This window comes from Aeromicrobium endophyticum, from assembly GCF_003586285.1.
Classification (GTDB): domain Bacteria; phylum Actinomycetota; class Actinomycetes; order Propionibacteriales; family Nocardioidaceae; genus Aeromicrobium; species Aeromicrobium endophyticum.
The window spans coordinates 1333841-1360405 of sequence record NZ_QUBR01000002.1 but is presented as its reverse complement, the minus strand read 5'-3'; the positions used below and the strand labels follow the sequence as shown (position 1 = coordinate 1360405).

The 26565-nt window shown below is 71.2% G+C and carries 24 protein-coding genes; 14 read left to right on the top strand and 10 right to left on the bottom strand.

Annotated elements, in window-relative coordinates; genetic code table 11:
• Nucleotides 1-96: 96 nt before the first annotated feature.
• The 4 genes from DX116_RS17150 to DX116_RS17135 are packed head-to-tail and all read right to left on the bottom strand — an operon-like array spanning nucleotide 97 to nucleotide 3055.
• Nucleotides 97-834: an FAD-binding oxidoreductase gene (locus DX116_RS17150; protein ID WP_119705398.1), complete on the bottom strand. Its 738-nt coding sequence runs from the start codon at nucleotides 832-834 to the stop codon at nucleotides 97-99.
• Entirely contained in the window at nucleotides 831-1442 is a 612-nt protein-coding gene (locus DX116_RS17145) for a sulfite oxidase-like oxidoreductase (RefSeq protein ID WP_233556866.1), read from the bottom strand. The genes DX116_RS17150 and DX116_RS17145 overlap by 4 nt, the downstream gene beginning before the upstream one ends.
• Nucleotides 1442-2278: an alpha/beta fold hydrolase gene (locus DX116_RS17140; RefSeq protein ID WP_119705396.1), complete on the bottom strand. Its 837-nt coding sequence runs from the start codon at nucleotides 2276-2278 to the stop codon at nucleotides 1442-1444. The genes DX116_RS17145 and DX116_RS17140 overlap by 1 nt, the downstream gene beginning before the upstream one ends.
• Nucleotides 2279-2296: 18 nt before the next feature.
• Nucleotides 2297-3055 (bottom strand): SDR family NAD(P)-dependent oxidoreductase, encoded by a 759-nt coding sequence (locus DX116_RS17135; protein ID WP_119705395.1) that lies wholly within the window; start codon nucleotides 3053-3055, stop codon nucleotides 2297-2299.
• 68 nt (nucleotides 3056-3123) lie between these two features.
• On the opposite strand from DX116_RS17135, the gene DX116_RS17130 reads away from it, so the two are divergent.
• Together DX116_RS17130 and DX116_RS17125 are read left to right on the top strand one after the other, a co-directional pair.
• Nucleotides 3124-3891 carry a ParA family protein gene (locus tag DX116_RS17130; RefSeq protein WP_119705394.1) on the top strand — a complete coding sequence of 256 codons (768 nt, stop codon included), beginning with the start codon at nucleotides 3124-3126 and terminating at the stop codon, nucleotides 3889-3891.
• A gap of 29 nt (nucleotides 3892-3920) precedes the next feature.
• Nucleotides 3921-4598 (top strand): L,D-transpeptidase, encoded by a 678-nt coding sequence (locus DX116_RS17125; RefSeq protein ID WP_158592024.1) that lies wholly within the window; start codon nucleotides 3921-3923, stop codon nucleotides 4596-4598.
• 62 nt (nucleotides 4599-4660) lie between these two features.
• On the opposite strand, the gene DX116_RS17120 is transcribed toward DX116_RS17125, so the two are convergent.
• Nucleotides 4661-6157: a DEAD/DEAH box helicase gene (locus tag DX116_RS17120; RefSeq protein ID WP_119705393.1), complete on the bottom strand. Its 1497-nt coding sequence runs from the start codon at nucleotides 6155-6157 to the stop codon at nucleotides 4661-4663.
• A 136-nt stretch (nucleotides 6158-6293) separates the two neighbouring features.
• On the opposite strand from DX116_RS17120, the gene DX116_RS17115 reads away from it, so the two are divergent.
• Nucleotides 6294-6992, top strand: coding sequence for a ferritin-like fold-containing protein (locus DX116_RS17115; RefSeq protein ID WP_119705392.1), 699 nt, complete (start codon nucleotides 6294-6296; stop codon nucleotides 6990-6992).
• An 86-nt stretch (nucleotides 6993-7078) separates the two neighbouring features.
• Here DX116_RS17115 and DX116_RS17110 read toward each other — a convergent pair whose 3' ends face one another.
• Both DX116_RS17110 and DX116_RS17105 read right to left on the bottom strand, forming a co-directional pair.
• Entirely contained in the window at nucleotides 7079-7336 is a 258-nt protein-coding gene (locus DX116_RS17110) for a DUF3107 domain-containing protein (RefSeq protein ID WP_233556864.1), read from the bottom strand.
• Nucleotides 7333-7992: a TetR/AcrR family transcriptional regulator gene (locus tag DX116_RS17105; protein WP_233556862.1), complete on the bottom strand. Its 660-nt coding sequence runs from the start codon at nucleotides 7990-7992 to the stop codon at nucleotides 7333-7335. Before DX116_RS17105 ends, DX116_RS17110 begins: the two co-directional genes overlap by 4 nt.
• Before the next feature lie 127 nt (nucleotides 7993-8119).
• On the opposite strand from DX116_RS17105, the gene moeZ reads away from it, so the two are divergent.
• Genes moeZ through nudC form a run of 5 tightly spaced genes read left to right on the top strand, consistent with a single transcriptional unit; the run spans nucleotide 8120 to nucleotide 16909 of the window.
• Nucleotides 8120-9292, top strand: coding sequence for an adenylyltransferase/sulfurtransferase MoeZ (gene moeZ / locus DX116_RS17100; protein WP_119705391.1), 1173 nt, complete (start codon nucleotides 8120-8122; stop codon nucleotides 9290-9292).
• A gap of 10 nt (nucleotides 9293-9302) precedes the next feature.
• Complete coding sequence (locus DX116_RS17095; protein WP_119705390.1) at nucleotides 9303-9602, top strand: MGMT family protein; 300 nt, start codon at nucleotides 9303-9305, stop codon at nucleotides 9600-9602.
• 29 nt (nucleotides 9603-9631) lie between these two features.
• Nucleotides 9632-12856: an ATP-dependent helicase gene (locus tag DX116_RS17090; protein WP_119705389.1), complete on the top strand. Its 3225-nt coding sequence runs from the start codon at nucleotides 9632-9634 to the stop codon at nucleotides 12854-12856.
• Nucleotides 12853-16032: an ATP-dependent DNA helicase gene (locus tag DX116_RS17085; RefSeq protein ID WP_233556861.1), complete on the top strand. Its 3180-nt coding sequence runs from the start codon at nucleotides 12853-12855 to the stop codon at nucleotides 16030-16032. Before DX116_RS17090 ends, DX116_RS17085 begins: the two co-directional genes overlap by 4 nt.
• A gap of 4 nt (nucleotides 16033-16036) precedes the next feature.
• Nucleotides 16037-16909, top strand: a complete 873-nt coding sequence (nudC, locus tag DX116_RS17080; protein WP_119705388.1) for an NAD(+) diphosphatase — start codon at nucleotides 16037-16039, stop codon at nucleotides 16907-16909.
• 103 nt (nucleotides 16910-17012) lie between these two features.
• Here nudC and DX116_RS17075 read toward each other — a convergent pair whose 3' ends face one another.
• Nucleotides 17013-17255 (bottom strand): mycoredoxin, encoded by a 243-nt coding sequence (locus tag DX116_RS17075; protein WP_119705387.1) that lies wholly within the window; start codon nucleotides 17253-17255, stop codon nucleotides 17013-17015.
• Between the two features lie 163 nt (nucleotides 17256-17418).
• On the opposite strand from DX116_RS17075, the gene DX116_RS17070 reads away from it, so the two are divergent.
• Together DX116_RS17070 and DX116_RS19995 are read left to right on the top strand one after the other, a co-directional pair.
• Nucleotides 17419-19473: an ATP-dependent DNA helicase UvrD2 gene (locus DX116_RS17070; RefSeq protein ID WP_119705386.1), complete on the top strand. Its 2055-nt coding sequence runs from the start codon at nucleotides 17419-17421 to the stop codon at nucleotides 19471-19473.
• 381 nt (nucleotides 19474-19854) lie between these two features.
• Entirely contained in the window at nucleotides 19855-20028 is a 174-nt protein-coding gene (locus tag DX116_RS19995) for a hypothetical protein (protein ID WP_158592023.1), read from the top strand.
• Nucleotides 20029-20088: 60 nt separating this feature from the next.
• Here the strand turns inward: DX116_RS19995 and DX116_RS17065 are convergent, their stop codons facing one another.
• Both DX116_RS17065 and DX116_RS17060 read right to left on the bottom strand, forming a co-directional pair.
• A complete protein-coding gene (locus tag DX116_RS17065; protein ID WP_119705385.1) occupies nucleotides 20089-20964 on the bottom strand; it encodes an HpcH/HpaI aldolase/citrate lyase family protein in 876 nt (291 codons plus the stop codon).
• 23 nt (nucleotides 20965-20987) lie between these two features.
• Nucleotides 20988-22037: an HpcH/HpaI aldolase/citrate lyase family protein gene (locus DX116_RS17060; protein WP_119705384.1), complete on the bottom strand. Its 1050-nt coding sequence runs from the start codon at nucleotides 22035-22037 to the stop codon at nucleotides 20988-20990.
• 185 nt (nucleotides 22038-22222) lie between these two features.
• Here DX116_RS17060 and kdpF point away from each other — a divergent pair, with 185 nt between their 5' ends.
• From kdpF to kdpC, 4 genes are read left to right on the top strand one after another with little or no spacing between them, the layout of a single operon-like run.
• Complete coding sequence (kdpF, locus tag DX116_RS17055) at nucleotides 22223-22312, top strand: K(+)-transporting ATPase subunit F (protein ID WP_119705706.1); 90 nt, start codon at nucleotides 22223-22225, stop codon at nucleotides 22310-22312.
• A 6-nt stretch (nucleotides 22313-22318) separates the two neighbouring features.
• A complete protein-coding gene (kdpA, locus tag DX116_RS17050) occupies nucleotides 22319-23977 on the top strand; it encodes a potassium-transporting ATPase subunit KdpA (RefSeq protein WP_119705383.1) in 1659 nt (552 codons plus the stop codon).
• On the top strand, nucleotides 23974-25968 hold the full coding sequence (kdpB, locus tag DX116_RS17045) for a potassium-transporting ATPase subunit KdpB (RefSeq protein WP_119705382.1): 1995 nt from the start codon (nucleotides 23974-23976) through the stop codon (nucleotides 25966-25968). The genes kdpA and kdpB overlap by 4 nt, the downstream gene beginning before the upstream one ends.
• Nucleotides 25969-25970: 2 nt before the next feature.
• Nucleotides 25971-26564, top strand: coding sequence for a potassium-transporting ATPase subunit KdpC (gene kdpC / locus DX116_RS17040; protein WP_119705381.1), 594 nt, complete (start codon nucleotides 25971-25973; stop codon nucleotides 26562-26564).
• Nucleotide 26565 lies beyond the last annotated feature (1 nt).

Here is a 26565-nt window from a genome sequence, read left to right as displayed (position 1 = left end):
CGCCCCACCGCCCCCACGCTCTGGCGGTTGGAGCCCGCCAGATGTCGCGGGTCGTGCGGTGTGGCGGGCTCTACCCGCCGAAACTCGGGGGGCGGGTCAGCCCGTCGGGCCGAACTGCTCGACGCGGACGGCGTCGCTGCGCACGCCCGCCTCGCCCAGGATGCGTCCGACGAAGCTCACGAAGCCGACCGACCCGCACACGTACGCGCGCTCGATGCCCTCCGACAGCGGCACCAGCTCGTCGGGGTAGATGTGCGCGGCGACGCGCTCGGAGCCGTCGGCCTGCGGCTGGTTCTCGCGGGTCAGCGCGATGAACGCGCCGTACGCCTCGAGCTCGTCGGCGTACGGCAGCCGGTCGCGGGTCTGGGCCGACGCCGCGATGCGCAGCAGCGGCTCGGTGCCGGTGCGCCGCGCGTACCGCAGCATCGACACGAACGGGACGACCCCCGATCCGCCGGCGACGCACAACGACGGCGTGGTGCCGCCCCAGACGAACCAGCGCCCGATCGGACCGCGCACCTCGAGCTCGTCACCGACCTCGACGACGTCGTGCAGGAAGCCCGAGACCTCGCCGCGCGGCAGGCACTCGATCATGATCTCGACCAACGGGTCGGCCGGGTCGGACGCGATCGAGTACGACCGCTGGGCCGTGTAGCCGTCGGGCGCGCGAAGCCGCACGACGTAGTGCTGGCCCGGCACGTGGTCGTGCCGGTCGGCGACCTCCATGCGCAGCTTCACGAACGAGTCGCCGAGGTGCTCGACCTCGCGCACCGTCGCGGTCGTCCACGAGCTCGCGACGGGCTCGGGCAGGACCTCGTCGGGGGAGGACGTCATGCGTCGCCCTGGTAGCGCTGCTCCAGCCACGGGTCGCCGCGGTCGTGGTAGCCGTTGCGCTCCCAGAAGCCCTGCTCGTCGTGGTCGCGCAGCTCGATGCGGGTGATCCACTTGGCGGACTTCCAGAAGTACAGGTGCGGCACGAGCAGGCGCACCGGTCCGCCGTGCTCGGGCGTCAGCGGCTTGCCGTCGAACTCCCACACGAGCCACGCCTTGCCGCCCGTGATGTCGGCCAGCGGCAGGTTGGTCGTGTAGCCCGTGGTCGCCGTCGCGAACACGTGCGTCGCCTCGGGACGCACACCGGTGGTCTCGAGCAGCGTGTCGACGCTGACCCCCGTGAACGTCGTGTCGAACTTGGTCCACGTCGTGACGCAGTGGATGTCGCCGAAGTACGACGAGCCGGGCAGGGCGTGGATGCCGCGCCAGTCCCACGTGGTGGGGGTGTCGACGAGCCCGTCGACCGTCATCGTCCACGTGTCGACGTCGACCTGCGGGGTCAGCTCGGCGGTGAGCGTGGGCCAGCCGGCACCCGTGTCGTACTGGCCGGGCGGCAGGCGGTCGTCGCCGCCGCGTCGCGGGCGTCCGGTGAATCCTCGGGTGACGGCCATCAGCGCAGCTCCTCGTGGTGGTCTTGCAGGAAGGGGACCCAGGCGTCCATCAGGCCTGCGGGGTTCTCGACGGCGGGGGAGTGCGCGGAGTCGGCGACGACGTGCACCTGCGTGCCGAGCCGCTCGGCCATGCGCGCCTGCACGTCGTGGGGCCAGGCGTCGTCGTCAGCGCCCCGGCCGACCCAGGTGGGCACGTGCGTGGCCAGCACGTCGTCGACGATGTCGGGGGCGTCGATCAGGTGCTGCGTCATCGCCTTGAGCGACCTCGGGTCGTTGGACGTGAAGCGCCGGGCGAGGAATCCGGTGATCTGGGCCGGACGCTTGACGCCCTGCTCGCGGATCTCGTGCAGCTGCAGCAGCGGCACCTTGCCGATCGCCGTGACGAGCTTCTTGAGCGGACGGACGTCGGAGTCGCCGAGGGCCCCCGGTCCGGTGCACAGCAGGCTGAGGGTGCGCACCTGGCCGGGGGCCAGGACGGTGGCGTGCTGTGCGACGAGCCCGCCGAAGGAGTGACCCATGAGGTGGGTGCGGGCACCGGTCTGTTCTGCCAGGTGCAGGGCGTCGCGGGCGAAGCCCTCGAGCGAGTAGTCGCCGCCGCCGTCGCTCTCGTACTGGCCTGCGTGGTCGTAGGCCCGCGCGTCGTAGCCGGACGCCGCCAGCAGCGGGAGCAACGGGAGGAAGTCCTCCTTGCTGCCGGTCCAGCCCGGCAGCAGCAGCACCTGCCCCTTCGCGGTGCCGACCGCATCGGCCGACAGCATCGCGAGCCGGCCGTGCAGGCCGTCCTCGAACGAGGAGACCACGCCGGGCGGCAGGTCGAGGAACTTCGGGACGCTCATGCCGCGGACTCCCGGACCTCAGCGGCCACGCTTGGCCATCCGGGTGACGAAGGGGGCCGGCAGGTGGCGTGCCAGGGCCGCGAGCACCTTGTAGCGCGCGGACGGCACCGAGACGGCCTTGTCGCGGGCCAGGTCGGCCAGCGACGCGGTGACGACCTTGTCGGCCTTGAGCCACATCCAGCGCGGCACGCCGGACACGTCCATCTCGCCCCGCTGGTGGAACTCGGTGCGGACGAATCCGGGGCACAGGGCCTGCACCGAGATGTTGACGTCGTCGTAGTGCACGTCGGCCCAGCGCGAGAGGTTGACGAGCCACGCCTTGTGGGCCGAGTAGACCCCGCGGGGGGTGAAGGCCGCGACGCTCGCGACGTTGATGATCTGACCGCCGCCGCGCCCGGCCATCGTCTTGATCGCTGCGTCCATCAGGTGCATCGGTGCGCGCACCAGCAGGTCGAGCTGACGGTCCTCGTCGGCGATGTCGGTCGTGCCGAACCAGCCGGCCAGCGAGGCGCCTGCGTTGTTGACCAGCAGGTCGACCGGGCGGGTCGTGTCGGTCAGGGCGTTCGACGCCACCTGCATGCCCTGGTCGGTCGACAGGTCGGCGGTGACGACGTCGACCTCGACGCCGCTGCGGTCGCGGATGTCGGCCGCGACGGACTCCAGCCGGTCGGTGGTGCGGGCCACGATCACCAGGTCGTAGCCGCGCTTTCCGAGCTCCTGGGCGAAGGCGAGGCCGATGCCCGATGTCGCTCCGGTGACCAGTGCTCGATGTGTCATGGAGCAAGCATGCCAAACGGCCGCCGCAGCGGCCCCCCGGCCGTCGACATCGGTGACACAATGGCCGGGTGACGACGACGATCGCTGTGGCCAACCAGAAGGGCGGGGTCGCCAAGACCACCACGGTGGTGTCCCTCGGGGCAGCCCTCGCCGAGCTCGGCCAACGTGTGCTGCTGGTCGACATCGACCCTCAAGGCAGCCTGACGTTCTCGCTCGGCATCGACCCAGAAGACCTCGAGACGACCATCGCCCAGGTGCTGCTCGGCACCAAGCAGGCCGACGACGCGATCGTCGTCACCGACGACGGCATGCACCTGCTGCCGGCCAACATCACGCTGACGCAGGCCGAGGAGGGGCTCGTCTCGCGCACGGGCCGCGAGCAGCGGCTCAGGGTGGCGCTCGACAAGGTCGCCGACGACTACGACTGGATCCTGATCGACTGCCCGCCCACCCTCGGCGTGCTGACCGTCGGTGCCCTGTCGGCGGCGCAGCAGGTGCTGATCCCCCTGCAGGCCGAGACGCTGTCGCACCGCGGGGTCGGCCAGCTGCTCGACACGATCCACGACGTCCGGCAGTTCATCAACCCGCGGCTCGAGATCCTGGGCGTCCTGCCGACGATGTACGACGGCCGCACCACGCACGCCCGCAACGTCCTGCAGGCCATCGAGGAGACGTACGGCCTGCCGGTCGTGCTGCCGGCCATCCCCAAGACCATCCGGTTCGCCGAGGCCCCGGCGATCGGACGGTCGGTGCTGTCGACGGCCAAGAACCACAAGGGCGCCGACGCCTACCGCGAGGTGGCCGCCGGTCTGCTGGCCTCTGCCGCCACGAGCTGACGCCCCCGTCGTCCGGCTACGATGACCGGGTGTCCAAGCATCGTGCGCCCCGGCGGAAGGCCCTCCCGGCCACCCGCGTGGCCTTCGCGGCGCTCGCCCTGGGCCTGACGGTCGTCGTCGGCGGCACGGCCGCGGCGGTCCTGCCCCAGCTGGTGACGGGCTCGGCCAGTGCCGACCAGTCGGCCGCGACGCGCGACGCGACGCCGTCCGCGCTCGAGACGGCGACGATCGAGCCGCCGGCGCCGGCCGCGACCCCCGACGCTCCTGCTCTCCAGGCTGATGTCAGCAGCCAGCCCGACCCGGCCGTGCCGGCCGCATCGGGCGAAGGACGTCGCATCGTGTTCTCGCAGAGCGACCAGCGGGTCTGGCTCGTCGCCGGCGACGGCACGGTCGAGCGCACCTACCTGGTGTCGGGCAGCCGGTTCGACAACCTCGACCCCGGCTCGTACCGCGTCCAGTCCAAGACCCGCGACGCGACGGCCTTCGACGCCAGCGGGACGATGGAGTACTTCGTGCGCTTCGCGACGGGCTACAGCGAGCCGATCGGCTTCCACTCGGTGCCTCGCGACAATGCGGGCAGGCTCGAGCAGACCAAGGCGCAGCTGGGCACGCCGCTGTCGGCCGGCTGCGTGCGGCAGTGGAAGAACGATGCCGTCGCGCTGTGGGAGTTCGCCCCCGTCGGCACCCCCGTCGTCGTCACCGCCTGACGCGACACCCCGGAACGCGAAAGATCCGCCCCGGTAGGGACGGATCTCTCGACGGTGCCTGGTTACTCGGGGTTGGACGCCGCCTGGTCGCCGCGGGCCCGCGTGCGGGTACGGGTGCGCTTGCGGATGCGCGGGGCGTCCTCGCCGGTCGGCAGGGGAGCCGGTGCGTCGGGTGCGGCCTGCTGCTTGGCTCCGCCGGACGACGAGGGACGTCCGCCGCGATCGCCGCCGCCACGCTTGCTCTCGCCCCGGTTGCCGTCGCGCCCGCCGCCGCTGCGCCCACCACCGTCGCGTCCGCCGCCGTCGCGACCGCCACGGCCGCCGCCGCTGCGTCCGCCGCGGTCGTCGTCCTTCTTGGGCTCGCGCGGGGCCGCCGGCTTGAGGCGTCCCTTGACGTTCGGGTCGATGCCGAGGTCGTGGAAGAGGTGCTCGGACGTCGAGTACGTCTCCTGCGGCTCGTCGAACGGCAGGCCGAGGGCCTTGTTGATGAGCTTCCAGCGCGTGATGTCGGCCCAGTCGACGAACGTCACCGCGATGCCCGAGGCACCAGCGCGACCCGTGCGGCCGATGCGGTGCACGTACGTCTTGTCGTCCTCGGGGCAGTTGTAGTTGATGACGTGCGTGATGCCGGCGACGTCGATGCCGCGGGCGGCGACGTCGGTGGCCACGAGGATGTCGATCTTGCCCTCGCGGAACCGGGCCAGCGCCTTCTCACGCGCCGGCTGCGCCATGTCGCCGTGCAGGGGCGAGGCCGGGAAGCCGCGGTCGATCAGGTCGTCGGCGACGCGCTGCGCCGTGCGCTTGGTGCGCGTGAAGACGATGACGCGTCCGACGTCCTCGGCCTGCAGGATGCGGCCGACGATCTCGGGCTTGTCCATGTCGTGCGCCTGCCAGACGAACTGCGCCGTGGCGGGCACCATCTGGCTGTCGTCGTCGCCGGACTCGGCACGGATGTTCATGGGGTGGCGCATGTGCTTGCGCGCCAGGCCGACGATCGCGCCCGGCATGGTCGCCGAGAACAGCATGGTCTGGCGCGACTCGGGCGTCTTGGCCAGCAGCGACTCGACGTCGGGCAGGAAGCCCAGGTCGAGCATCTCGTCGGCCTCGTCGAGCACCAGGGTGCGGATGTGCGACAGGTCGAGCGCGCCGCGGTTGGCCAGGTCGAGCAGGCGTCCGGGCGTGCCGACGACGATGTCGACGCCGGCGGTCAGCTGGTCGAGCTGCGACTCGTAGGGCACGCCGCCGTAGATCGTCAGGTTGCGGGTGCCGCGTCCCTTCGAGGCCACGGCGACGTCGCTGGCGACCTGGATGGCGAGCTCACGGGTCGGGGCGACGATGAGGGCCTGCGGCTTGCCGGCGAGCTCCTCGTCGTAGTCGGCGTCGGCGGGCAGCGAGATGCGCTGGATGACCGGGATGCTGAAGGCCAGCGTCTTGCCGGTTCCGGTGCGTGCCTGGCCGATGAGATCGGTGCCCTGGAGTGCGACGCCGAGCGTCATCTCCTGGATCGGGAAAGCTTCTTCGATGCCGACGGCGATGAGCGCATCGGCGATCTCGGGCATGACGCCCAGATCTTTGAACGTAGTCAGGGTCTTCTCGAATTCTTCAGATTCGTGGGATTTCCACTGTCAGTCTAACGTCTGCGGGCCCTGCGGTTCGTGAGCCCGCCGATGCGGGCGCACGCTACGCTCCAACGTCATGGCCTCTCTCGACGATCCGACCCCCTCGACCATGGACGATCCGGTCTACCGGACCGGCGTGCTCGAGCTGCTGGGGCTGCTGGCCTACGGCGAGATCAGCGCCTGCGAGCGACTGGCCGAGGACGCCAAGATGGCCCCCGACCTGCGCAACAAGGTCGAGATCGCGGCGATGGCCACGGCCGAGTTCGGGCACTTCGAGAAGCTGCGCGACCACCTCGTCGCCATGGGGGAGGACCCGTTCGAGGTGATGCTTCCGTTCGCCGCCACCTTCGAGCGCTTCCACCGGCAGACCAGCCCGTCCGACTGGCTCGAGGGCCTGGTCAAGGCCTACGTGGGCGACGGCCTCGCGGCCGACTTCTACCGCGAGATCGCGGCGTACCTCGACGCCGACACGCGCGAGCTCGTGCTCGACACCCTCAGCGGCACGGGTCACTCCGACTTCGTGATCGACGCGATCCGCAGCGCGATCGAGCAGGACCACCGGGTGGGCGGACGCCTGGCGCTGTGGGGTCGTCGCCTGATGGGCGAGGCGCTGAGCCAGGCGCAGATGGTCGTGGCCGAGCGCGACGCGCTCAGCACCGTGCTGGTGGGTGGCGTCGACCACCCGGGCATGGACCTCGCCGGCATCGGACGCATGTTCACCCGCCTCACCGAGGCCCACGCCGCCCGCATGGAGAAGCTGGGCCTGGCTGCCTGACCCAACGCTGACGCGCGGGTTGCGACCTACCCATGCGCGACGACAAGCCGCGCGTCACGAGGACGCAACCCGCGCGTCAGTGGACGTCAGGCGGTGGCGGTGACGGCTTCGCTGGCCGCCAGCCCGAAGCCGACCTTGCGTCCGGCGTCGGAGGTGAAGTCGAGGTAGGCGACCTTCGAGGCCGGCACCGCGACGGTGCGTCCCTTGTCGTCGGTCAGCGTGAACACGCTGTCGTTCTTGAGCGCCTCGTCGAGCTGGGCGAGGACGTCCTTGGGCGCGTCCTCGGTCGACACGGACAGCTCGCGGGGCGCGTACTGCACGCCGATCTTGACCTCCACGGTCACTCAACTCCTTGGTTCTGTTGGTCGGGGACGGTGTCGTCCTCGTTGCGGGGAAAGGCTCCGATGCCGCGCCACGCGAGGGCGGCGACGAGCTGGACGGCCTCGTCGCGCGACAGGCTCGAGTCGTGCGACAGCCAGTTGCGCGCGCCGACGTGGCCCATGCCGACGAGGCTGACGGCCAGCAGGTGCGAGGCAGCGGGCGGCAGGCCCGTGTCGTCGCTGATGACCTCGGCCACGAGGGCCGCGGACTCCTCGACCACGCGGTCGACCTGCTCGCGGACGGCGGGATCGCTGGTAAGGTCGGACTCGAACACGAGCCGGAACGCGGCGCCCTGGTCGGCGACGTAGTCGTACCAGAGCTCCATCGTGGCCTTGACGCGTCGGCGGTTGTCCTGCGTCGAGGCGAGCGCGTCCTTGACGCCCTCGATCACGGTGTCGCAGGACGTCTCGAGCAGGGCGAGGTAGAGATCGAGCTTGCCCGGGAAGTGCTGGTAGAGCACGGGCTTGGAGACCCCGGCGCGCTCGGCGATCTCGTCCATCGAGGCCGCGTGGTAGCCCTGCTCGACGAAGACCTCGAGCGCGACCTGCAGCAGCTGGGCTCGCCGCGCCGTGCGCGGGAGTCGGCTGGTGCGCTGACGCATCGGCATGGCTTCGGTCACCGGGCCAGCCTACTGGGGGCGCCCACGATCCGGACGGGCGGAGCACGGGCTCGGCGTGCCGGGAACAATGGGAGCAGGACACGGCGTTGTGCCTGTCGACGCCGCACGTGCCATCAAAGGAGAACCCGTGGTCGCCCCACTCGTCGAACCAGCAAGTGAGCTCACGATCGACGAGGTGCGCCGGTACAGCCGCCACCTCATCATCCCGGACGTCGGCATGACCGGCCAGAAGCGGCTGAAGAACGCCAAGGTGCTGGTCATCGGCGCCGGCGGCCTCGGCAGCCCCGCGCTGCTCTACCTGGCCGCGGCGGGCGTCGGCACCCTCGGCATCATCGACGACGACGTCGTCGACGAGTCGAACCTGCAGCGCCAGATCATCCACGGTCAGTCCGACATCGACAAGCCCAAGGCCGAGTCGGCCGCGGCATCGGTCGCCGAGACCAACCCGTACGTCACGACCATCGTGCACAACGAGCGGCTCGACAACGACAACGTCCTGGAGATCTTCAGCCAGTACGACCTGATCGTCGACGGCACCGACAACTTCGCGACGCGCTACCTCGTCAACGACGCGGCGGTCATCCTCGGCAAGCCGTACGTGTGGGGCTCCATCTACCGCTTCGAGGGCCAGGTCAGCGTCTTCTGGGCGCAGGAGGGCCCGCAGTATCGCGACCTCTACCCCGAGCCGCCGCCGCCGGGCATGGTCCCGTCGTGCGCCGAGGGCGGCGTGCTGGGCGTCCTGTGCGCCTCGATCGGCTCGATCATGGTGACCGAGGCGATCAAGCTCATCACCGGTATCGGTGACCCGCTGATCGGACGCCTGATGGTCTACGACGCGCTCGAGATGAGGTACTCGACGCTCAAGATCCGGCGCGATCCCGACGGCGTCCTGCCGACCGAGCTCATGAGTGACTACGAGGCGTTCTGCGGCGCGATCAGCGAGGAGGCCGCCGACGCGGCCGCCGACTCGACGATCTCGGTCACGACGCTCGACGGCTGGCTCAAGGAGCGCAACGACGGCGGTCGCGACTTCGTCCTGGTGGACGTGCGCGAGCCGGGCGAGTACGAGATCAACAAGATCCCGGGCTCGATCCTGATCCCGAAGGGCGAGTTCCTGAACGGCAAGGCCCTCGAGCAGCTGCCCAGCGACCGGCAGATCGTGCTGCACTGCAAGTCGGGCGTGCGCTCGGCCGAGGCGCTGGCGGTGCTGAAGGGCGCCGGATACAAGGACTCCGTCCACGTGGGTGGCGGTGTCGTGGCGTGGGTCAACCAGATCGACCCCAGCCAGCCGACGTACTGAGCGACAGACGATGAGCCCCGACTTCGGTGATCGGGTCCTGGACCTGGTCGAGCGGATCCCGCCCGGCCAGGTCCTGTCGTATGGCGCGATCGCCGAGATCCTGGGTGAGGGCGGCCCGCGACAGGTGGGTCGCGTCATGGCCATGGACGGTGGCGCGGTCGCCTGGTGGCGCGTCGTGCGCGCCGACGGCAGCCTGACGGCCGCCCACGGCATCGGCGCCCAGGAGCACTACGCCGAGGAGGGCACGCCGATGCGCCCGAGCGGCGCCGCCGTCGACATCCGACGAGCACTCTGGCAGTTCGACGACTGACTGTCGGCGGCGTCTGGTGGGATGGGCTCATGCCGATCGAGTACGTGCTGCAGACGCCCGACGTCCAGCCGCCGCGCGTGCCCGAGCTCGACGACGAGCAGCGGGCGGTCGTCGACCACCCGGGTGGTCCGCTGCTGGTGCTGGCCGGCCCCGGCGCGGGCAAGACGTCGACGCTGGTCGAGGTGGTGGCCCGGCGGGTCGACGAGGGCTTGGCGCCCGAGCAGATCCTGGTGCTGACGTTCAGCCGCAAGGCCGCCGACGAGCTCAAGTCGCGCATCGCCCGCCGGCTGGCCCGCACCACGGCGTCCACGCCGGCGATGACGTTCCACTCCTACTGCTACGCCCTGGTGCGCCAGCAGCAGGACCCCAGCGACTTCGTGCGTCCGCTCCAGCTGCTCAGCGCCCCCGAGCAGGACGCCATGATCCAGCGCCTGCTGGGCGAGGGCGACGCCGAGGAGTGGCCGCCGCTGCTGCGTCCGTCGCTGCGCACCAGGGGCCTGGCCGACGAGATGCAACGCTTCTTGTCCACCGCACGGTCGCGCAACCTCGACGCCGTCGACATCCTGCGCCTCGGCGAGCAGCACGGCCGCGACGAGTGGACGGCCGCGGCCCGCTTCTTCGACGACTACACGGCGGTCGCGGCCTTCGACAACACGATCGACTACTCCGACCTGGTGTTCCAGGCCGTCCAGCTGCTGCGCGACCCCGCCCGGCGCGACCGGGTCCGCTCGGCCTACCGGCTGGTCGTCGTCGACGAGTACCAGGACACCGACCCGCTCCAGGTCGAGCTGCTGCAGGCTCTGGCCGGTGACGGCAACGACGTGATCGTCGTCGGCGACCCCTACCAGTCGATCTACGGCTTCCGGGGGGCCGACGTGCGCGGCATCCTCGACTTCCGCACGCAGTTCCCGAAGGCCGACGGACGTCCGGCCGACCTCGTCGTGCTGAGTCGCACGAGCCGGTACGGGGCCACCATCTCGGCCGCGGCAGCATCGATCGTCACCAACAAGGGGGTGCTCGGGGCGCTCGACGGCCGCGAGCACGACCGGCTCCGGCACCTCACCCCGCGCCGCCGGCGCGACGGCGACGTGCACGTCGAGACCTTCGCCACGCCCACCGCCGAGGCCGAGCACATCGCGCTGATCCTGCGCGAGCAGCGGCTCGCCCGCGAGGTGCCGTGGGGCGACATGGCGGTGCTGGTGCGCACGGCCGCCGACATCGCGCGCTACCAGCGCTCGCTCAGCGCCGCCGGGGTGCCGGTGGTGGTGGCCGGTGACGAGCTGCCGCTGGCCGCCGAGCCGTCCGTCCGGGCCCTGCTCGCGGCGCTGCGGGCCGCCGACGACCTCGCCCACGACCGAGCGCTCGACCCTGCGGCGGCCGACGCGCTGCTGTCCGGGCCGTTGTGCGGCCTCGACGCGCCCGCGCTGCGGCGCGTGGGTCGGGCGCTCCGCGAGGCCGACCGCAGCGACGAGAGCGGCCCCCGCCCGTCCCGCCTGCTGCTGGCCGAGGCGCTCTCGCAGCCGGCGGTGCTGCGCACGCTGGCGCGCCCCGACCAGCCGCTCGGGCAGTCGGCCGCTCGAGCCTCGCGCCTGGCCTCGCTGCTGCGGCGCGCCGCCGACCAGGTCACGGCGGGCGAGCCGGCCGAGCGGGTGCTCTGGACGTTGTGGTCGGGCACCCCGTGGCCCGAGCGGCTGCGCGCCGAGGCGCTCGGCGACGGCGAGGGAGCGGCCCGGGCCGATCACGACCTCGACGTCATGTGCGCCCTCTTCGCCCAGGCAGCCCGCGCCGAGGAGGAGCAGCAGCGCCGCGGCCTGACGACCTTCGTCGCCGAGCTCGAGGCCCAGCAGATCCCGGCCGACACCCTGGCGCAGGGAGCCATCGCCCCCGACGCCGTCCAGCTCATGACGGCGCACCGCTCCAAGGGGCTCGAGTGGCGCACCGTCGTCGTCGCGGGCGTGCAGGACGGCACGTGGCCCGACGTCCGGCACCGCGGCAGCTTCCTGCGCACCGAGCGGCTCGGCCCCGGCGGCGAGATCACGCCGCCCACGGCCAAGGAGGCGCTCCGCGAGGAGCGGCGGCTGTTCTACGTGGCGTGCACGCGGGCCGAGGAGCACCTCGTCGTCACCGCGGTCGAGAGCGGCCGCGAGGACGGCGACCAGCCGTCGGTGTTCGTCACCGAGCTGTGGGACCACCTGCACCCGCCCGTCGACGGGCCGGTCGAGCGGGCCCCCAAGCGCCGTCCCGACCGGCCGCTGTCGCTGCGCGGGTCCATCGCGGCCTTGCGCCGGCTGGGCGAGACGACGCAGAGCGACGTCGTGCGCGACCGGGTGGCCCGCTCGCTGGCGATGCTCGCCGAGCGTCCCGGCGCCGCCACGCGACCGGCGCGGCCCGAGCGCTGGTGGGGCATGAGTGGCGTCACCCGCAACGAGACGCCCATGGTCGCGCCCGACGCCACCATCCGGCTGTCCGGCAGCTCGGTCAGCTCGATCGTCGAGTGCCCGCTCAAGTGGTTCTACGACCACGAGGTCAAGGCCTCCACCGGCACCACGACGGCCCAGGGGTTCGGGTCCGTCGTGCACGCCGTCGCCGCCGAGGTCGCCGAGCAGCGGCTGCCCGCCGACGCCGACGCACTCGGGGCGTACGTCGACTCGGTGTGGGACCAGCTGGCGTTCGCCGCCGACTGGATCGGCCAGCGCGAGCGGGCCGAGGCCCGCGACGCCCTCGTGCGATTCGTGCAGTGGCACCTGCAGCACGGGCGCACGACCCTGGCGGCCGAGCACGAGTTCCTCGTCACCACCGCGATCGAGGGGCGCACCGTCGCCCTCGGCGGCTCGATGGACCGCGTCGAGCTCGACGACGACGGCGTCCACGTGGTCGACCTCAAGACCAGCAAGTCCGTCGCCGAGCGCAAGGACCTCGCCGAGCACCCGCAGCTGGGCTTCTACCAGCTCGCGGTCGACCTCGGTGCCACCGACGACCTGGCCCCCGGTGCGCGGGCGGCCGGTGCCGAGCTGGTGCAGCTGCGCAACGGCGAGAAGAAGCTCCCCGACTACCCGGTCGTGCAGCCGCAGGACGCCCCACCGGCCGACCTGCCGTTCTTCGCGCTCGAGCAGCTCACGCGCTCGGTGCGCGTCATCGCCGACGAGCAGCTCGCCGCCACGCCCAGCGAGAAGTCGTGCCGGCACTGCGAGTTCCGCCGGGCGTGCCCCGCGGTGCCCGAGGGTGCGACGATCCTCGGGGGAGGCCAGGCATGACCGAGCTGCGCACGACCGACGACCTCGACCACGTCTTCCAGGGCATGTTCCCGGCGCCGCCGGGGCGTGAGCCCTTCCGGTTCTCGCCGCCCCAGCTGGCGGCCATCACGGCCCCCGTCGACCGTCCCAGCGTCATCATCGCCGGTGCCGGATCGGGCAAGACCACGGTCATGGCCGCCCGTGTCGTGTGGCTCGTGGGCCACCACGGCATCGCCCCCGAGCGCATCCTCGGCCTGACGTTCACCAACAAGGCCGCCGCCGAGCTCGGCGTCCGCATCCGCCGGTCGCTCACGGCTCTCGACGTCGAGGCCGACGGCGAGCCCACCACGTCGACCTACCACGCCTTCGCCGGCACCCTCATCGCCGAGCACGGGCTGCGCCTCGGCATCGAGCCCGATCTGCGCATCCTCTCCGACGCCTCGCGCTTCCAGCGGGTCGCGCAGGCCATCGAGTCGTACGACCGGCCGCTGCTCGAGGTCACCACCAGCGTGCCCCGCCTGGTCGGCGACGTCATGGCGCTCGACGGCCAGCTGTCCGAGCACCTGGTCACGACCGACGAGCTGCGCGCCTTCGACACCGCCCTCGTCGCGTCGCTGCAGGGTGCCGACAAGCACTACGCGGTGCAGGACGCCGGCATCGCCGCCGCGCGCAAGCGCACCGAGCTCAGTCACCTCGTCGACCGCTACCGCAGGGCCAAGGCCGTTGCCGGCGTCATGGACTTCTCCGACCAGATGGCCTGGGGAGCCGAGCTGTCGGCCGTCGCCGAGGTGGCCGACTCGCTGCGCGAGCGCTTCGACGTCGTCCTGCTCGACGAGTACCAAGACACGTCCGTCGCCCAGCGCGACCTGCTCAAGAACCTGTTCTCGGGCCCCGACGCCGACCACGGGCGCGGCCACCCCGTCATGGCGGTGGGCGATCCGGCGCAGGGCATCTACGGGTGGCGCGGGGCAGCAGCGGGCAACCTGATCGAGTTCCTCGACCAGTTCCCGACGTCCGACGGGGGCCGTGGCGCCCAGTTCTCGCTGGTCGAGACCCGCCGGTGCGGCAAGAGCATCATCGGCGCGGCCAACGAGCTCGCCGCCGAGTTCTACGCCACGTCGGCCGACGTCCAGCCGCTGCAGGCGCACCCCGAGAACGCCGAGGGCGAGGTCGAGGTAGCACTGCACCCGACCGTGGCCGACGAGGTCGCGGCGGTCGTCTCCGGCGTCCGCGCGGCGATCGAGGCAGGTCACCCGCTGTCGGAGATCGCCGTCCTCGTGCGCGTGGGCGGCGAGAACGGCGAGATCGTCGCAGGTCTTCGCGAGGCCGGCATCCCGTTCGAGGTCGTCGGGCTCACCGGGTTGCTGGCGCAGCCCGAGGTGCAGGACCTGGTCTCGGTGCTCGAGGTCGTCGACGACGTCACGGCCAATCCCGCGATGCTGCGACTGCTCACGGGCCCGCGCTGGAACATCGGCGCCCGTGACCTGGCGCTGCTCGGGCGCCGGGCCGCGGCCCTCAGCGGACGCGTGTTCGGGCGCGAGGGCGACCTCAGCCTCGACCAGCAGCTCGCCAAGGCCGTCGAGGGGGCCGACCCCACCGAGATCGTGTCGTTGGCCGACGCCGTCGAGGACCCGGGCGACCTGCCCTACTCGCCCGAGGCTCGCGTGCGGTTCCAGTCGCTGTCCGCCCTGCTGTCGGGCCTGCGCTCGCACGTCGGCGAGCCGCTCTACGACTTCGCCCGCCGCGTCATGCACGCCCTCGACCTCGACGTCGAGCTCGAGGCGTCCGGCTCACCCTCGGGCCTCGACAACATCGCCCTGCTGCTCGACGCGATCGCCGCGTACTCGGCCGACGACGCCTACGCCTCCCTGGCGGGCCTGCTGGCCTATCTCGAGGCCGAGGAGCGCTACAACGACGGCATGGAGGTCTCCACCCCGTCCGACGCCGACTCGGTCAAGCTGCTGACGGCGCACAAGGCCAAGGGCCTGGAGTGGCGGGTCGTCTTCGTGCCGTTCATGGCCAAGGGCGTGTTCCCGCACGCTCGCGGCCGCTCGCGATGGGTCGGCAGCGCCACGACGCTGCCGGTGGCGCTGCGCGGAGACGCCGACCAGCTGCCCGACATCGAGGAGTGGACCTTCGCCGGCGACAAGGAGTACCGCGCGCTCAACTCCGCCGATGCCCTGCAGGAGGAGCGACGGCTCGGCTACGTCGCCTTCACGCGCGCCAAGCTCGAGCTGCACGTGTCGGGCCACTGGTGGGGACGCACCGCGACCCGTCCGCGCGGTCCGTCCCCGTTCCTGGTCACGACCCGCGACTGGTTGGCGGCACGCGGCGTCGAGCCGCGTGTGTGGGCCGACGAGCCCGCCGCCGACGACCGCAACCCGCTCGCCGAGCAGCGTCTCGCGGTGTCGTGGCCGGCGTCCCCGGCCGACCTGACGGCCCGGCACCGGCTGGCCGCTCTGGTCGACGCCCACATCGACGACCCCGGGTCGCCGGCACTGCCCGAGTTCGGCGCCCCCGACGAGCAGGCCGAGCTCGCGATCGTCCAGCAGATCGAGGACGAGCTCGAGCTGCTGGTCGCCGAGGCCGACCGGGCGGCCGACCCCGTCCGCACCATCAGCCTGCCGCCGACCCTGTCGGCCACCACGGCGCTGCGCCTGGGCGGCGAGCGCGACGACCTGCTGGCCGAGCTGGCCCGTCCCATGCCGCGCGAGCCGGTGGCGGGCGCCCGGTTCGGCACCCGCTTCCACGCCTGGGTCGAGGCGCAGCTCGAGGGAGGCCAGCAGACGCTGCTCGACCCCGCCGACCTGCCGGGGCGCGGCGACACCGACATCGGCAGCGACGCCGAGCTCGACGAGATGACCGCGAAGTTCCTGGCCGGTCCCTACGGCGGCACCACGCCGTACGCGATCGAGGCCCCGTTCTCGATCATGCTGGGCGGGCAGCAGGTCATCGGACGCATCGACGCGGTCTACCGCACCGACCGGGGCTTCGACGTCGTCGACTGGAAGACCAACCGGCAGCCGACCTCCGATCCGCTGCAGCTGGCCATCTACCGGCTCGCGTGGGCCGAGCTGCAGGGCATCGACCCCGCGACGGTCGACGGCGTCTTCTACTACGTGCGTCTCGACGACGTCCGGCGCTACACCGACCTGCCCGACCGCGCCCAGCTCGAGGAGCAGCTCGGGCTAACGTGAGGGAGTGGACTTCGCCTTCGATCACGCCCAGCACGACCGAGCAGGACACCTCCGCAAGGACGATGCGTGGCGCACGCTCCCGCCCGGCGCCCCCGAGATCCAGGTGCTCGTCATCGGCGGTGAGCACGTCCCCACGACCGGTGGATCCGGCCTGCGGTGGGTCTCGCTCGACGAGGCGCCCGACGGCGAGTGGCTCTTCCTCGGCCTGAAGGGCGATCAGCGCTACGCCGCCGTGATGGTCGACCGCGTCCCCGACGAGCTCGAGCCCGCCAGCCTGCGGATGCTGGGCCCCAGCATCGACCCGGGTGAGGCGTCGCTGGCCGTGCACGCCGTCGGCATCGCCCGCTGGCACCAGACGCACCGCTTCTGCGCGCGCTGCGGCGCGGCGACCGACGTCGCCGCCGCCGGGCACGTCCGCATCTGCCCGGTGTGCACGGCGCACCACTTCCCGCGCACCGATCCGGCCGTCATCATGCTGATCACCGACGACCAGGACCGCGCCCTGCTCGGTCGTCAGCCGGTCTGGCCCGAGGGCCGCTTCTCGACGCTCGCGGGCTTCGTCGAGCCGGGGGAGACCCTCGGCGACGCCGTGCGACGCGAGGTGATGGAGGAGGTCGGCGTGCCGGTCGGCGACGTGACCTACGCGGCCAGCCAGCCGTGGCCGTTCCCGTCCAGCCTGATGCTGGGCTTCTTCGGCCGTGCGCTGTCGTACGACATCCGGGTCGATCAGGACGAGATCGCCGAGGCGCGCTGGTTCACCCGCGACGAGGTGACCGAGCTGACGGGCTCGGGCGAGCTGCTGCTGCCGCCGAACGTCTCGATCTCCCGGTGGCTGCTCGAGCAGTGGCACCAGGGGCCGCTGACGGGTAGCTGGTGAGTCAGCTCACGTCAGCCCGATGCCCGTCAGCGGCACGCGCTCGTCCCTCGCGCTCCACCGCGCTCCGCGCGGCCTGCTCGGCTCGCTGACGCTCGCCGCAGGGTCAGGAGGCGAGCTGGGCCTTGATCTGCGCCAGGCTCGGGTTCGTCAGCGCCGTGCCGTCGGCGAAGACGAGCGTCGGGACGGTCTGGTTGCCGTTGTTGGCCTTCTCGACGATCAGCGCGGCATCGGGCTGCTGCTCGATGTCGACCTCGTCGAAGGCGATGCCCTCGCGCTTGAGCTGACCCTTCAGGCGGTGGCAGTAGCCACACCACGGGGTCGAGTACATCGTGAATGTCTCGGACATGAGGCGCCCTCTCTGACGACGGTTGCTGGGGTGTCAACCGATCGTGCGGATCGTACATTCCCGGCCACGGGCGCCTGTGGCCGCACGGCTCGGGCTGTCGGACCGGACGACTAGGGTTGGGGTGTTCGCCCACGACCTGCCGTGATCTTCTCGAGGAGCCTGAGTGCCTGATGCCGACGACCTGCTGATCGGCCTCGACCCCGAGCAGCGTGAGGTCGCCCTGGCCCTGCGCGGGCCGGTCAGCGTCGTCGCGGGAGCCGGCACCGGCAAGACCCGCGCCATCACGCACCGCATGGCGTACGGGGTGGCCACGGGCGTCTACAAGCCCACCGAGGTGCTGGCCGTCACGTTCACGACCAAGGCCGCCAACGAGATGCGGGTGCGCCTGCGCGCCCTGGGCGCCGAGGGGGTGCAGGCCCGCACGTTCCACTCCGCCGCGCTGCGACAGGCGCGCTACTTCTGGCCGCACGTCTACGGGGGCGAGTTCCCCGAGGTCACGCAGTCCAAGTTCTCGCTGGTCGCCGAGGCGATGCGACGCCTCGGGCAGCGTGCCGACACCCCGTTGCTGCGTGACCTGTCGTCCGAGATCGAGTGGGCCAAGGTCTCCAACATCGTGCCCACGGCCTATGCGGCGGCCGCCGGACCGGCCCGCCGCGAGGTCGCCGACCTCGACCCGGGCCAGGTCGCCAACGTCCTCGCGGCCTACGAGGAGGTCAAGCGCGAGCGGGGCCGCATCGACATGGAGGACATCCTGCTCGTCACGGCCGCCATCCTGGCCGACGACGAGCGCATCGCGGCCACCGTCCGCCAGCAGTACCGCTGGTTCGTGGTCGACGAGTTCCAGGACGTCAACCCGCTCCAGTCCACGCTGCTCGACCTGTGGCTCGGCGGACGCAACGACATCTGCGTCGTCGGCGACCCGCGGCAGACGATCTACTCCTTCGCCGGGGCGTCGCCGCGCATCCTGGCCTCGTTCGCACGGCGCCACGAGGGCGCGCAGCGCATCGAGCTGGTGCGCAACTACCGGTCGACCCCGCAGATCGTCGCCGCTGCCAATGCCGTGTTCGCCCGGGCGGCCACGACCGACGACATCCGGCTGCAGTCGCAGCAGGAGCCCGGCGACCCGGTCAGCTACATCGGCTACCCCGACGAGCCGGCCGAGGCCAGCGCCGTCGCCAGCGAGATCGCCCTGCTGCACCGGCGCGGCATGCCGTACCGCGAGATGGCGATCCTGTTTCGCATCAACGCCCAGTCCGAGGCCTTCGAGGAGGCCCTCGGCGAGCACGGCATCCCGTACGTCATGCGCGGTGCCACCGGCTTCTTCAACCGGGCCGAGGTGCGCCAGGCCGTGACGCTGCTGCGCGGCTCGGCCCGTGGCGGAGAGGCCGAGGGGCAGCACCTCGTCGACGACGTCCGGGCGATCCTGTCGGCGATGGGCCACACCGACGAGCCGCCCAGCGGAGCGGGAGCCGTCCGCGACCGGTGGGAGTCGCTGCACGCGATCGTCTCGATGGCCACCGACCTGGCCGAGAGCGATCCCGACGCTGGCATGACGACCCTGGTCGCCGACCTCGACCGCCGCATCGAGCAGGCCCACGCGCCCGAGGCCGACGGCGTCACCCTCGCCACGCTGCACTCGGCCAAGGGCCTGGAGTGGGACGCCGTGTTCTGCGTCGGCATGCACGAGGGCATGATGCCCAGCGTCCACGCCGACACCCCCGAGATGGTCGAGGAGGAGCGGCGGCTGTTCTACGTCGGCATCACCCGGGCCCGCCACGACCTGATGATCTCGTGGGCGGCCACCCGCAAGGCCGGCGGTCGCGGCAACCGGCAGCCCACCCGCTTCCTCGACACGCTGCTGCCGTCCGGCCACGCGGCACGTCAGGTGTCGTCGCAGGCCAGGCAGCGCAAGGTCGCCAAGTGCCGCGTGTGCAACACCGTGCTCGCCGTCGCCGACCGCAAGCTCGGCCGCTGCGCCGACTGCCCGGCCACGTACGACGAGACGCTCTACGAGGCGCTGCGGACGTGGCGCAAGGAGCAGTCGACCGAGCAGGGCAAGCCGGCGTACGTCGTGTTCACCGACGCGACGCTGCAGGCCATCGCCGAGTCGAAGCCGGCCGATGTCGAGTCGCTGGCCAAGGTGCCGGGCGTCGGGCCGGCCAAGATCGACCAGTACGGCGAGGCCGTGCTCGAGCTGGTCACCGCCTCCGCGAGCTGACCCGCCCCGACACCCGCGCGGTGGACAGGCTGTCGGCGACTGCGCTACGTTGCTTCGACTGCTCGACCCATCAAGGAGGTGGACCCATGAACCCGTTCTTCGCTTCGCTCACCCACGTGACGCGCCGTGATGCCGTCTCGTTCTTCGCCGGTCACACCTCCGGAGCAGCGCACCTGAAGTAGCCCACGTCTGTTGGCACTTCTGCCGCTCCGGATCACCGATCCGGGGCGGTTTTTCGTTGTCCCGATCCATCTACCCGAACCTCACGAAAGGAGGCGCGCCATGAACACCACGCTCGACACATCTCTCATGCCCGCTACGCAGAACCCCACCCCGCCCTTCCACCACGTCACTAAGACTCACGGAACACACGGAGAGGGGGTGAACGAAGTGGCACTCTTCGAGCCCCGCAACGACCGCGTGGCGCGCGCCTGGGACGAGCTGTCCGAGATCGACCGTCAGGTGCTCCTGGAGTCGGTGCGTCAGCGCCGCGCGTACCAGGCGCACAAGTCCAGGATCTACACCGAGCTGTACGGCATGCGCGTCAACAAGTAACCCGCTGGACGTCGTCCCCGGCGGAGCCCGTGGCTCCGCCGGGGACGACCCGCGTCCGGCTCAGCGGGCGGCGATGGCCTCGGCGAAGGCGAGGATGCGCCGGGCGTCGCGCACGTGGAGCTCTTCGACCATGCGGCCGTTGAACGTCACGACGCCCTGACCGGCGGCCTTGGCCTCCTCGAACGCGCTGATCATGTCGTGGGCGTGGGCGATGTCGTCGTCGGACGGTGCGAAGGCCACGTTGGCCGGCTCGACCTGGGACGGATGGATCAGCGTCTTGCCGTCGAAGCCCATCTCGCGCCCCTGCCGCGCCTCGGCCTCGAAGCCCTCGAGGTTCTTCACGTCGTTGTAGACGCCGTCGATGATGACCTTGCCGCTCGCGCGGGCGGCCAGCAGCGACAGCGACAGCGCCGTGAGCACCACCGGGTTGCGCCCCGGCACGTGCAGGCCGAACGTCTCGTTGACGACGTCGTTGGTGCCCATCACGATGACCGTGAGCCGCTCGTGGGCGGCGCAGATCTCCTCGGCGTGCAGCAGCGCGCCGGGCGTCTCGATCATGGCCCACAGCTGGGTCTTCTCGGGTGCGCCGGCGGACTCGAGGGCCGCCACGAGCTGCATCACCTCGTCGGCAGAGCCGACCTTCGGCACCAGCACGGCATCGGGCCCCGCCGCGGCTGCGGCCGCGATGTCGTCGTCGTGCCACTGCGTGCCGATGCCGTTGACGCGGATCGCGAGCTCGCGGTGCCCGTACTCGCCCGACCTGACCGCGGCGCACACGCGCTCGCGTGCCTCGGGCTTGCTGTCGGGCGCCACGGCGTCCTCGAGGTCGAGGATCAAGGCGTCGGCGTCGATGCCCTTGGCCTTCTCGAGCGCGCGCTCGTTGGCCCCGGGCATGTAGAGGACGGAGCGGCGGGGGCGGAGGATTGCGTCAGTCATGTGCGTCCTTCGGGGGTCTGGTCTCAGAGGTCGTAGGCGGCGGCGAGCTCGGGATCGCGCTCGGCCAGGGCCTTGGCGAGGTCGAGCATCACGATGCACTGCTTGCAGGACGCGTCGTCCTCCATCTTGCCGTTGATCATGACGGCGCCGGAGCCGTCGCCCATGGCCTCGACGACCTGCTTGGCGTGCGCGACGTCGGCGGGGTCGGGGGAGAAGACCTTCTTGGCGATGTCGATCTGCACGGGGTGCAGGCTCCACGCGCCGACGCAGCCGAGCAGGAACGCGTTGCGGAACTGGTCCTCGCACGCCACGACGTCCTTGATGTCGCCGAACGGTCCGTAGAACGGGAGGATGTCGTTGCCCGCACAGGCGTCGACCATGCGGGCGATCGTGTAGTGCCACAGGTCCTGCTGGTACGTGGTGCGGCCCTGCGTGAGGTCGTCGCCGGTGGGGTCCTGGCGCACGAGGTAGCCGGGGTGCCCGCCGCCCACGCGGGTGGTCTTCATGCGGCGGCTGGCCGCGAGGTCGGCCGGGCCGAGCGAGATGCCCTGCATGCGCGGGCTGGCGGCGGCGATCTCCTCGACGTTGGTCATGCCCTCGGCGGTCTCGAGGATCGCGTGCACGAGGATCGGGCGGGTGATGCCGGCGCGGGCCTCGAGCTGGGCGAGGAGACGGTCGACGTAGTGGATGTCCTGCGCGCCCTCGACCTTGGGCACCATGACGACGTCGAGCTTGTCGCCGATCTCGGTGACCAGCGTGATGAGGTCGTCGAGCGCCCAGGGCGAGTCGAGGCTGTTGATGCGGGTCCAGAGCTGCGTGTCTCCGAAGGTGGTCGCCTTCGCGATGTCGACCAGGCCCTGACGGGCGGCTTCCTTGTTCTCGATCTTGATGGCGTCCTCGAGGTTGCCGAGGATGATGTCGACCTTCTTCGCGATGTCCGGCACCTTCGCGGCCATCTTCGGGTTGCTCGGGTCGAAGAAGTGGATCATCCGGCTCGGACGGAACGGGATGTCGGCGACGGGCGTGGGAGCGCCGACGGCGAGGGGACGGAGGAAGGCTCGGGGATTGCGCACGCGGGGGCATCTCTCGATCGGGAACAGTCGTCGGACGACAAAACTACCGGCCAGTATGTCTGTCGCCACCTGCAGCGTCGGCAAAGCGTGGCGCACGTCTCACCGGGCGTATGGATCGCGTCAAGACGTGTCAGCGTCCCGTCAAGGACGTCGAACGGCGGTCGCGGCGGGTGTGGTGTGGTCACATGACCTTCGAATCCGTCCTCCTGCTCGTGATCGTGGCGGCGCTGTTGACCTATCTGGTCGCGGCCCTCGTCCGTCCCGAGAAGTTCTGAGCCGCCATGTCAGACACAACCTCCGGCCTGCTCACCATTCTCACCCTCGTCGTGGTGCTCGCCGCCGTGTACGTGCCGTTCGGCGACTACATGGCCCGCACCTTCACCTCGACCTCCCACACGCGGGTCGAGTCGCGGCTCTACCGCCTCGTCGGGGTCGACCCCGACTCCCCGCAGACCGCCCGGTCCTACACCGTCAGCGTCCTCGGGTTCTCCGTCGTGAGCATCGTCGCGCTGTACGCGATCCTGGTCGGCCAGCAGGCGCTGCCGTTCGGGCGCGACCTGCCCGGCATGCCGTGGGACATGGGCATCAACACGGCCGTCTCGTTCGTGACCAACACCAACTGGCAGTCGTACGCCGGTGAGTCGACGCTCGGCTTCGCCGCCCAGGCCGGTGGCCTCGCGGTGCAGAACTTCCTGTCGGCGGCGGTCGGCATGGCCGTCGCCGTCGCGCTGCTGCGCGGCTTCATGCGCACCCGGTCGGACGACCTCGGCAACTTCTGGGTCGATCTCGTGCGCACGACGTTCCGCATCCTGCTGCCCGTCGCCTTCGTCGCGGCGATCCTGCTGGTGTCGTTCGGTGCGATCCAGAACTTCGCCGACCACACGGTCAACGCGGTCGCCGGCGGGACGCAGGTCGTCCCCGGAGGCCCCGTCGCCAGCCAGGAGGTCATCAAGGAGCTCGGCACCAACGGCGGCGGCTTCTTCAACGCCAACTCGGCACACCCCTTCGAGAACCCCAACCCGCTCAGCAACCTCCTGGAGATGTTCCTGATCCTCGTCATCCCCATCAGCCTGACCCGCACGGTCGGGACGATGCTGGGCCGCCGCAAGCAGGGCCTGGCCGTGCTGGGCGCCATGACGGTGATGATCGGCGCGGCGCTGGCCGTCGCCACGTGGGCCGAGGCCGGGGGCCACTCGCAGGCCGCCCGTCTGGCCGGCGGTGCGATGGAGGGCAAGGAGACGCAGCTCGGCACCTGGGCGTCGGCGATGTTCGGCGTCTTCACGACCGGCACCTCCACGGGCGCGGTCAACGCCGCCCACGACTCCTTCACCCCCGCCGGTGGCGGCACCGTCCTGGTCAACATGATGCTCGGCGAGGTCTCGCCGGGCGGTGTCGGAGCCGGCATCTACGGGATCTTGATCATGGCGATCCTGACGGTGTTCATCGCCGGGCTCATGGTCGGCCGGACGCCGGAGATCCTCGGCAAGAAGATCGGCACCAAGGAGATGACGTACGTCGCGCTCTACACGCTGAGCGTCCCGGCGATCATCCTCGTCGGCGTCGGAACGGCGATCGCGCTGGGCAGCACCCCGGACGCCATGGGCAACCCGGGCGGCCACGGCTTCAGCGAGGTCGTCTACGCCTTCACGTCGGCCGCCAACAACAACGGCAGCGCGTTCGGCGGCATCACGGTGACGTCGCACTTCTTCCAGATCGCCCTGGCGCTCGCGATGCTGCTGGGCCGGTTCGTCCCGATCGTCCTGGTGCTGGCCCTGGCCGGCTCGCTCGCCAGGCAGGGCAAGGTGCCGACGACCGCCGGCACGCTGCCCACCCACACCCCCTTGTTCACCGGCCTGCTCGTCGGCGTGATCCTCCTGATCACCGGCCTGACGTTCTTCCCGGCGCTTGCTCTCGGACCCCTCGCGGAGGCACTCGCATGACGCTCACCACCCTGCTCGCCCAGCTGCCCTCGGCCCTGAGGAAGCTCGACCCCCGCCACCTGTGGCGCAGCCCGGTCATGTTCATCGTCTGGATCGGCTCGGTCATGACGACCGTCATCGCGATCGCCGACCCGTCGGCGTTCGCGTGGACGATCACCGTGTGGCTGTGGCTCACGGTCGTCTTCGGCAACCTCGCCGAAGCCGTCGCCGAAGGCCGCGGCAAGGCGCAGGCCGCGTCGCTGCGCGCGGCCCGCACCGACGTCTCGGCGCTCCGGCTGCTGCCCGACGGCACGGAGGAGACCGTCGCCGGCACCGAGCTGCGCGTCGGCGACCTGGTGATCGTGCAGGCCGGCGAGGTCGTGCCGGGCGACGGCGACGTCGTCGAGGGCGTCGCGTCGGTCGACGAGTCCGCGATCACGGGCGAGTCCGCGCCCGTCATCCGCGAGGCCGGTGGTGACCGGTCGGCGGTCACGGGCGGGACCAAGGTCCTGTCGGACCAGATCACGGTCAAGATCACGTCCGCTCCGGGTGAGACCTTCCTCGACCGGATGATCGCCCTCGTCGAGGGCGCGTCGCGCCGCAAGACGCCGAACGAGATCGCCCTGTCGATCCTGCTGGTCAGCCTCACGATCGTGTTCGTGCTGGCTGTCGTGACGCTCAAGCCCATGGCCGACTACGCCGGGGCCCCCCAGGACACGCTGGTGCTGATCGCGCTGCTGGTCTGCCTCATCCCGACGACGATCGGAGCGCTGCTCAGCGCGATCGGCATCGCCGGCATGGACCGGCTCGTGCGCGTCAACGTCCTCGCGATGTCGGGTCGTGCGGTCGAGGCCGCCGGTGACGTCAGCACCCTGCTGCTCGACAAGACCGGGACGATCACGTACGGCAACCGCCGCGCGTCCCGCCTCGTGCCCGCCGCCGGCGTGACGCAGGACGAGATGCGCGACGCCGCCCGGCTCTCGAGCCTGGCCGACCTGACCCCCGAGGGACGCTCGATCGTCGAGCTGGCCCTGGCCGAGGGCGCGCCCGCCGAGGTCGCCACCGACGGCGCCACGTTCGTCGAGTTCACGGCGCAGACCCGCATGTCGGGCGTCGACCTGGCGAGCGGGCGGGCCGTGCGCAAGGGCGCCGGCGGCTCGATCGCCGCGTGGGGCGGTGGAGTCCCGGACGACGTCCGGGCCACGATCGACGAGATCAGCGGCTCCGGTGGCACCCCGCTGGTCGTCGCCGAGCAGACCGACGGAGTCACGCGTGTGCTGGGCACCGTCCACCTCAAGGACGTCGTCAAGGAAGGCATGGTCGAGCGCTTCGCCGAGCTGCGGCGCATGGGCATCCGCACCGTCATGATCACGGGAGACAACCCCTTGACCGCCGCGGCGATCGCGAAGGAGGCGGGCGTCGACGACTTCCTCGCCGAGGCCACCCCCGAGGACAAGATGCGGCTGATCCACCAGGAGCAGGAGGGCGGACGCCTCGTCGCGATGACCGGCGACGGCACCAACGACGCACCGGCCCTCGCCGCCGCCGACGTGGGCGTCGCGATGAACTCGGGGACGTCCGCGGCCAAGGAGGCCGGCAACATGGTCGACCTCGACTCCGACCCGACCAAGCTGATCGACATCGTCGGCATCGGCAAGCAGCTGCTCATCACCCGCGGCGCCCTCACGACGTTCTCGATCGCCAACGACGTCGCGAAGTACTTCGCGATCATCCCGGCGATGTTCCTGGTCGCCTACCCGTCGCTCGACCGGCTCAACGTCATGCACCTGGCGACACCGCAGTCGGCGATCCTCTCGGCGGTGATCTTCAACGCCCTCGTCATCGTGGCGCTCATCCCGCTGGCGCTCAAGGGGGTCGCGTACCGGGCCGCCTCGGCGGCGGCGATCCTGCGGCGCAACATCCTCGTCTACGGCGTCGGCGGAGTCGTCGCACCGTTCGTCGGCATCAAGCTCATCGACCTGATCGTCTCCACCATCCCAGGGATCGGATAACCATGAACCGTCTCCACCTCTCGAGCGGCTTCGTCCGCCAGAGCCTCGTCGGGCTCAAGCTGCTCGTCGTCATGACCGTCGTGCTCGGCGTCGTCTACCCGGCCGCCGTCTGGGGCATCTCCCAGACCGCGTTCCACGAGAAGGCCAACGGCCAGATCGTGTCGGTCGACGGCAAGGACGTCGGCTCGAAGCTGATCGGCCAGAACTTCGCCACGAAGGACGACGACCTGTTCCACGGTCGACCGTCGGCGGGGGACTACGACGGCCTGGCGTCGGCGCCGTCGAACCTCGGCCCGTCCAACCCGGACCTGCTGTCGGCCATCAAGAAACGGCAGGCGACGATCGCCGCGATCGAGGGCGTCGACGTGGCCGACATCCCCGCCGATGCTGTGACGGCGTCCGGCTCGGGCCTCGACCCGTACATCTCACCGGAGTACGCGCGGCTGCAGGTGCCGCGCGTCGCGAAGGCCCGCGGTCTCACGACGGGTGCGATCGAGAAGCTCGTGGCCGACCACACCGACGGCCGTCAGCTGGGCTTCCTGGGCGAGCCGAAGGTCAACGTGCTCGAGCTCAACCTGGCGCTCCCGGACCGGTAGG

Excerpts from the sequence above, each read along its gene's own strand:
- kdpC (WP_119705381.1), top strand. The coding sequence starts at position 25,971 with ATGAACCGTCTCCACCTCTCGAGCGGCTTCGTCCGCCAGAGCCTCGTC.
- kdpF (WP_119705706.1), top strand. The coding sequence starts at position 22,223 with ATGACCTTCGAATCCGTCCTCCTGCTCGTGATCGTGGCGGCGCTGTTG.
- kdpA (WP_119705383.1), top strand. The coding sequence starts at position 22,319 with ATGTCAGACACAACCTCCGGCCTGCTCACCATTCTCACCCTCGTCGTG.
- DX116_RS17090 (WP_119705389.1), top strand. The coding sequence starts at position 9,632 with ATGCCGATCGAGTACGTGCTGCAGACGCCCGACGTCCAGCCGCCGCGC.
- DX116_RS17115 (WP_119705392.1), top strand. The coding sequence starts at position 6,294 with ATGGCCTCTCTCGACGATCCGACCCCCTCGACCATGGACGATCCGGTC.
- DX116_RS17120 (WP_119705393.1), bottom strand. The coding sequence starts at position 6,157 with ATGCCCGAGATCGCCGATGCGCTCATCGCCGTCGGCATCGAAGAAGCT.
- DX116_RS17085 (WP_233556861.1), top strand. The coding sequence starts at position 12,853 with ATGACCGAGCTGCGCACGACCGACGACCTCGACCACGTCTTCCAGGGC.
- DX116_RS17135 (WP_119705395.1), bottom strand. The coding sequence starts at position 3,055 with ATGACACATCGAGCACTGGTCACCGGAGCGACATCGGGCATCGGCCTC.
- DX116_RS17145 (WP_233556866.1), bottom strand. The coding sequence starts at position 1,442 with ATGGCCGTCACCCGAGGATTCACCGGACGCCCGCGACGCGGCGGCGAC.
- kdpB (WP_119705382.1), top strand. The coding sequence starts at position 23,974 with ATGACGCTCACCACCCTGCTCGCCCAGCTGCCCTCGGCCCTGAGGAAG.
- DX116_RS17150 (WP_119705398.1), bottom strand. The coding sequence starts at position 834 with ATGACGTCCTCCCCCGACGAGGTCCTGCCCGAGCCCGTCGCGAGCTCG.
- DX116_RS17095 (WP_119705390.1), top strand. The coding sequence starts at position 9,303 with ATGAGCCCCGACTTCGGTGATCGGGTCCTGGACCTGGTCGAGCGGATC.
- DX116_RS17075 (WP_119705387.1), bottom strand. The coding sequence starts at position 17,255 with ATGTCCGAGACATTCACGATGTACTCGACCCCGTGGTGTGGCTACTGC.
- DX116_RS17065 (WP_119705385.1), bottom strand. The coding sequence starts at position 20,964 with ATGACTGACGCAATCCTCCGCCCCCGCCGCTCCGTCCTCTACATGCCC.
- DX116_RS17140 (WP_119705396.1), bottom strand. The coding sequence starts at position 2,278 with ATGAGCGTCCCGAAGTTCCTCGACCTGCCGCCCGGCGTGGTCTCCTCG.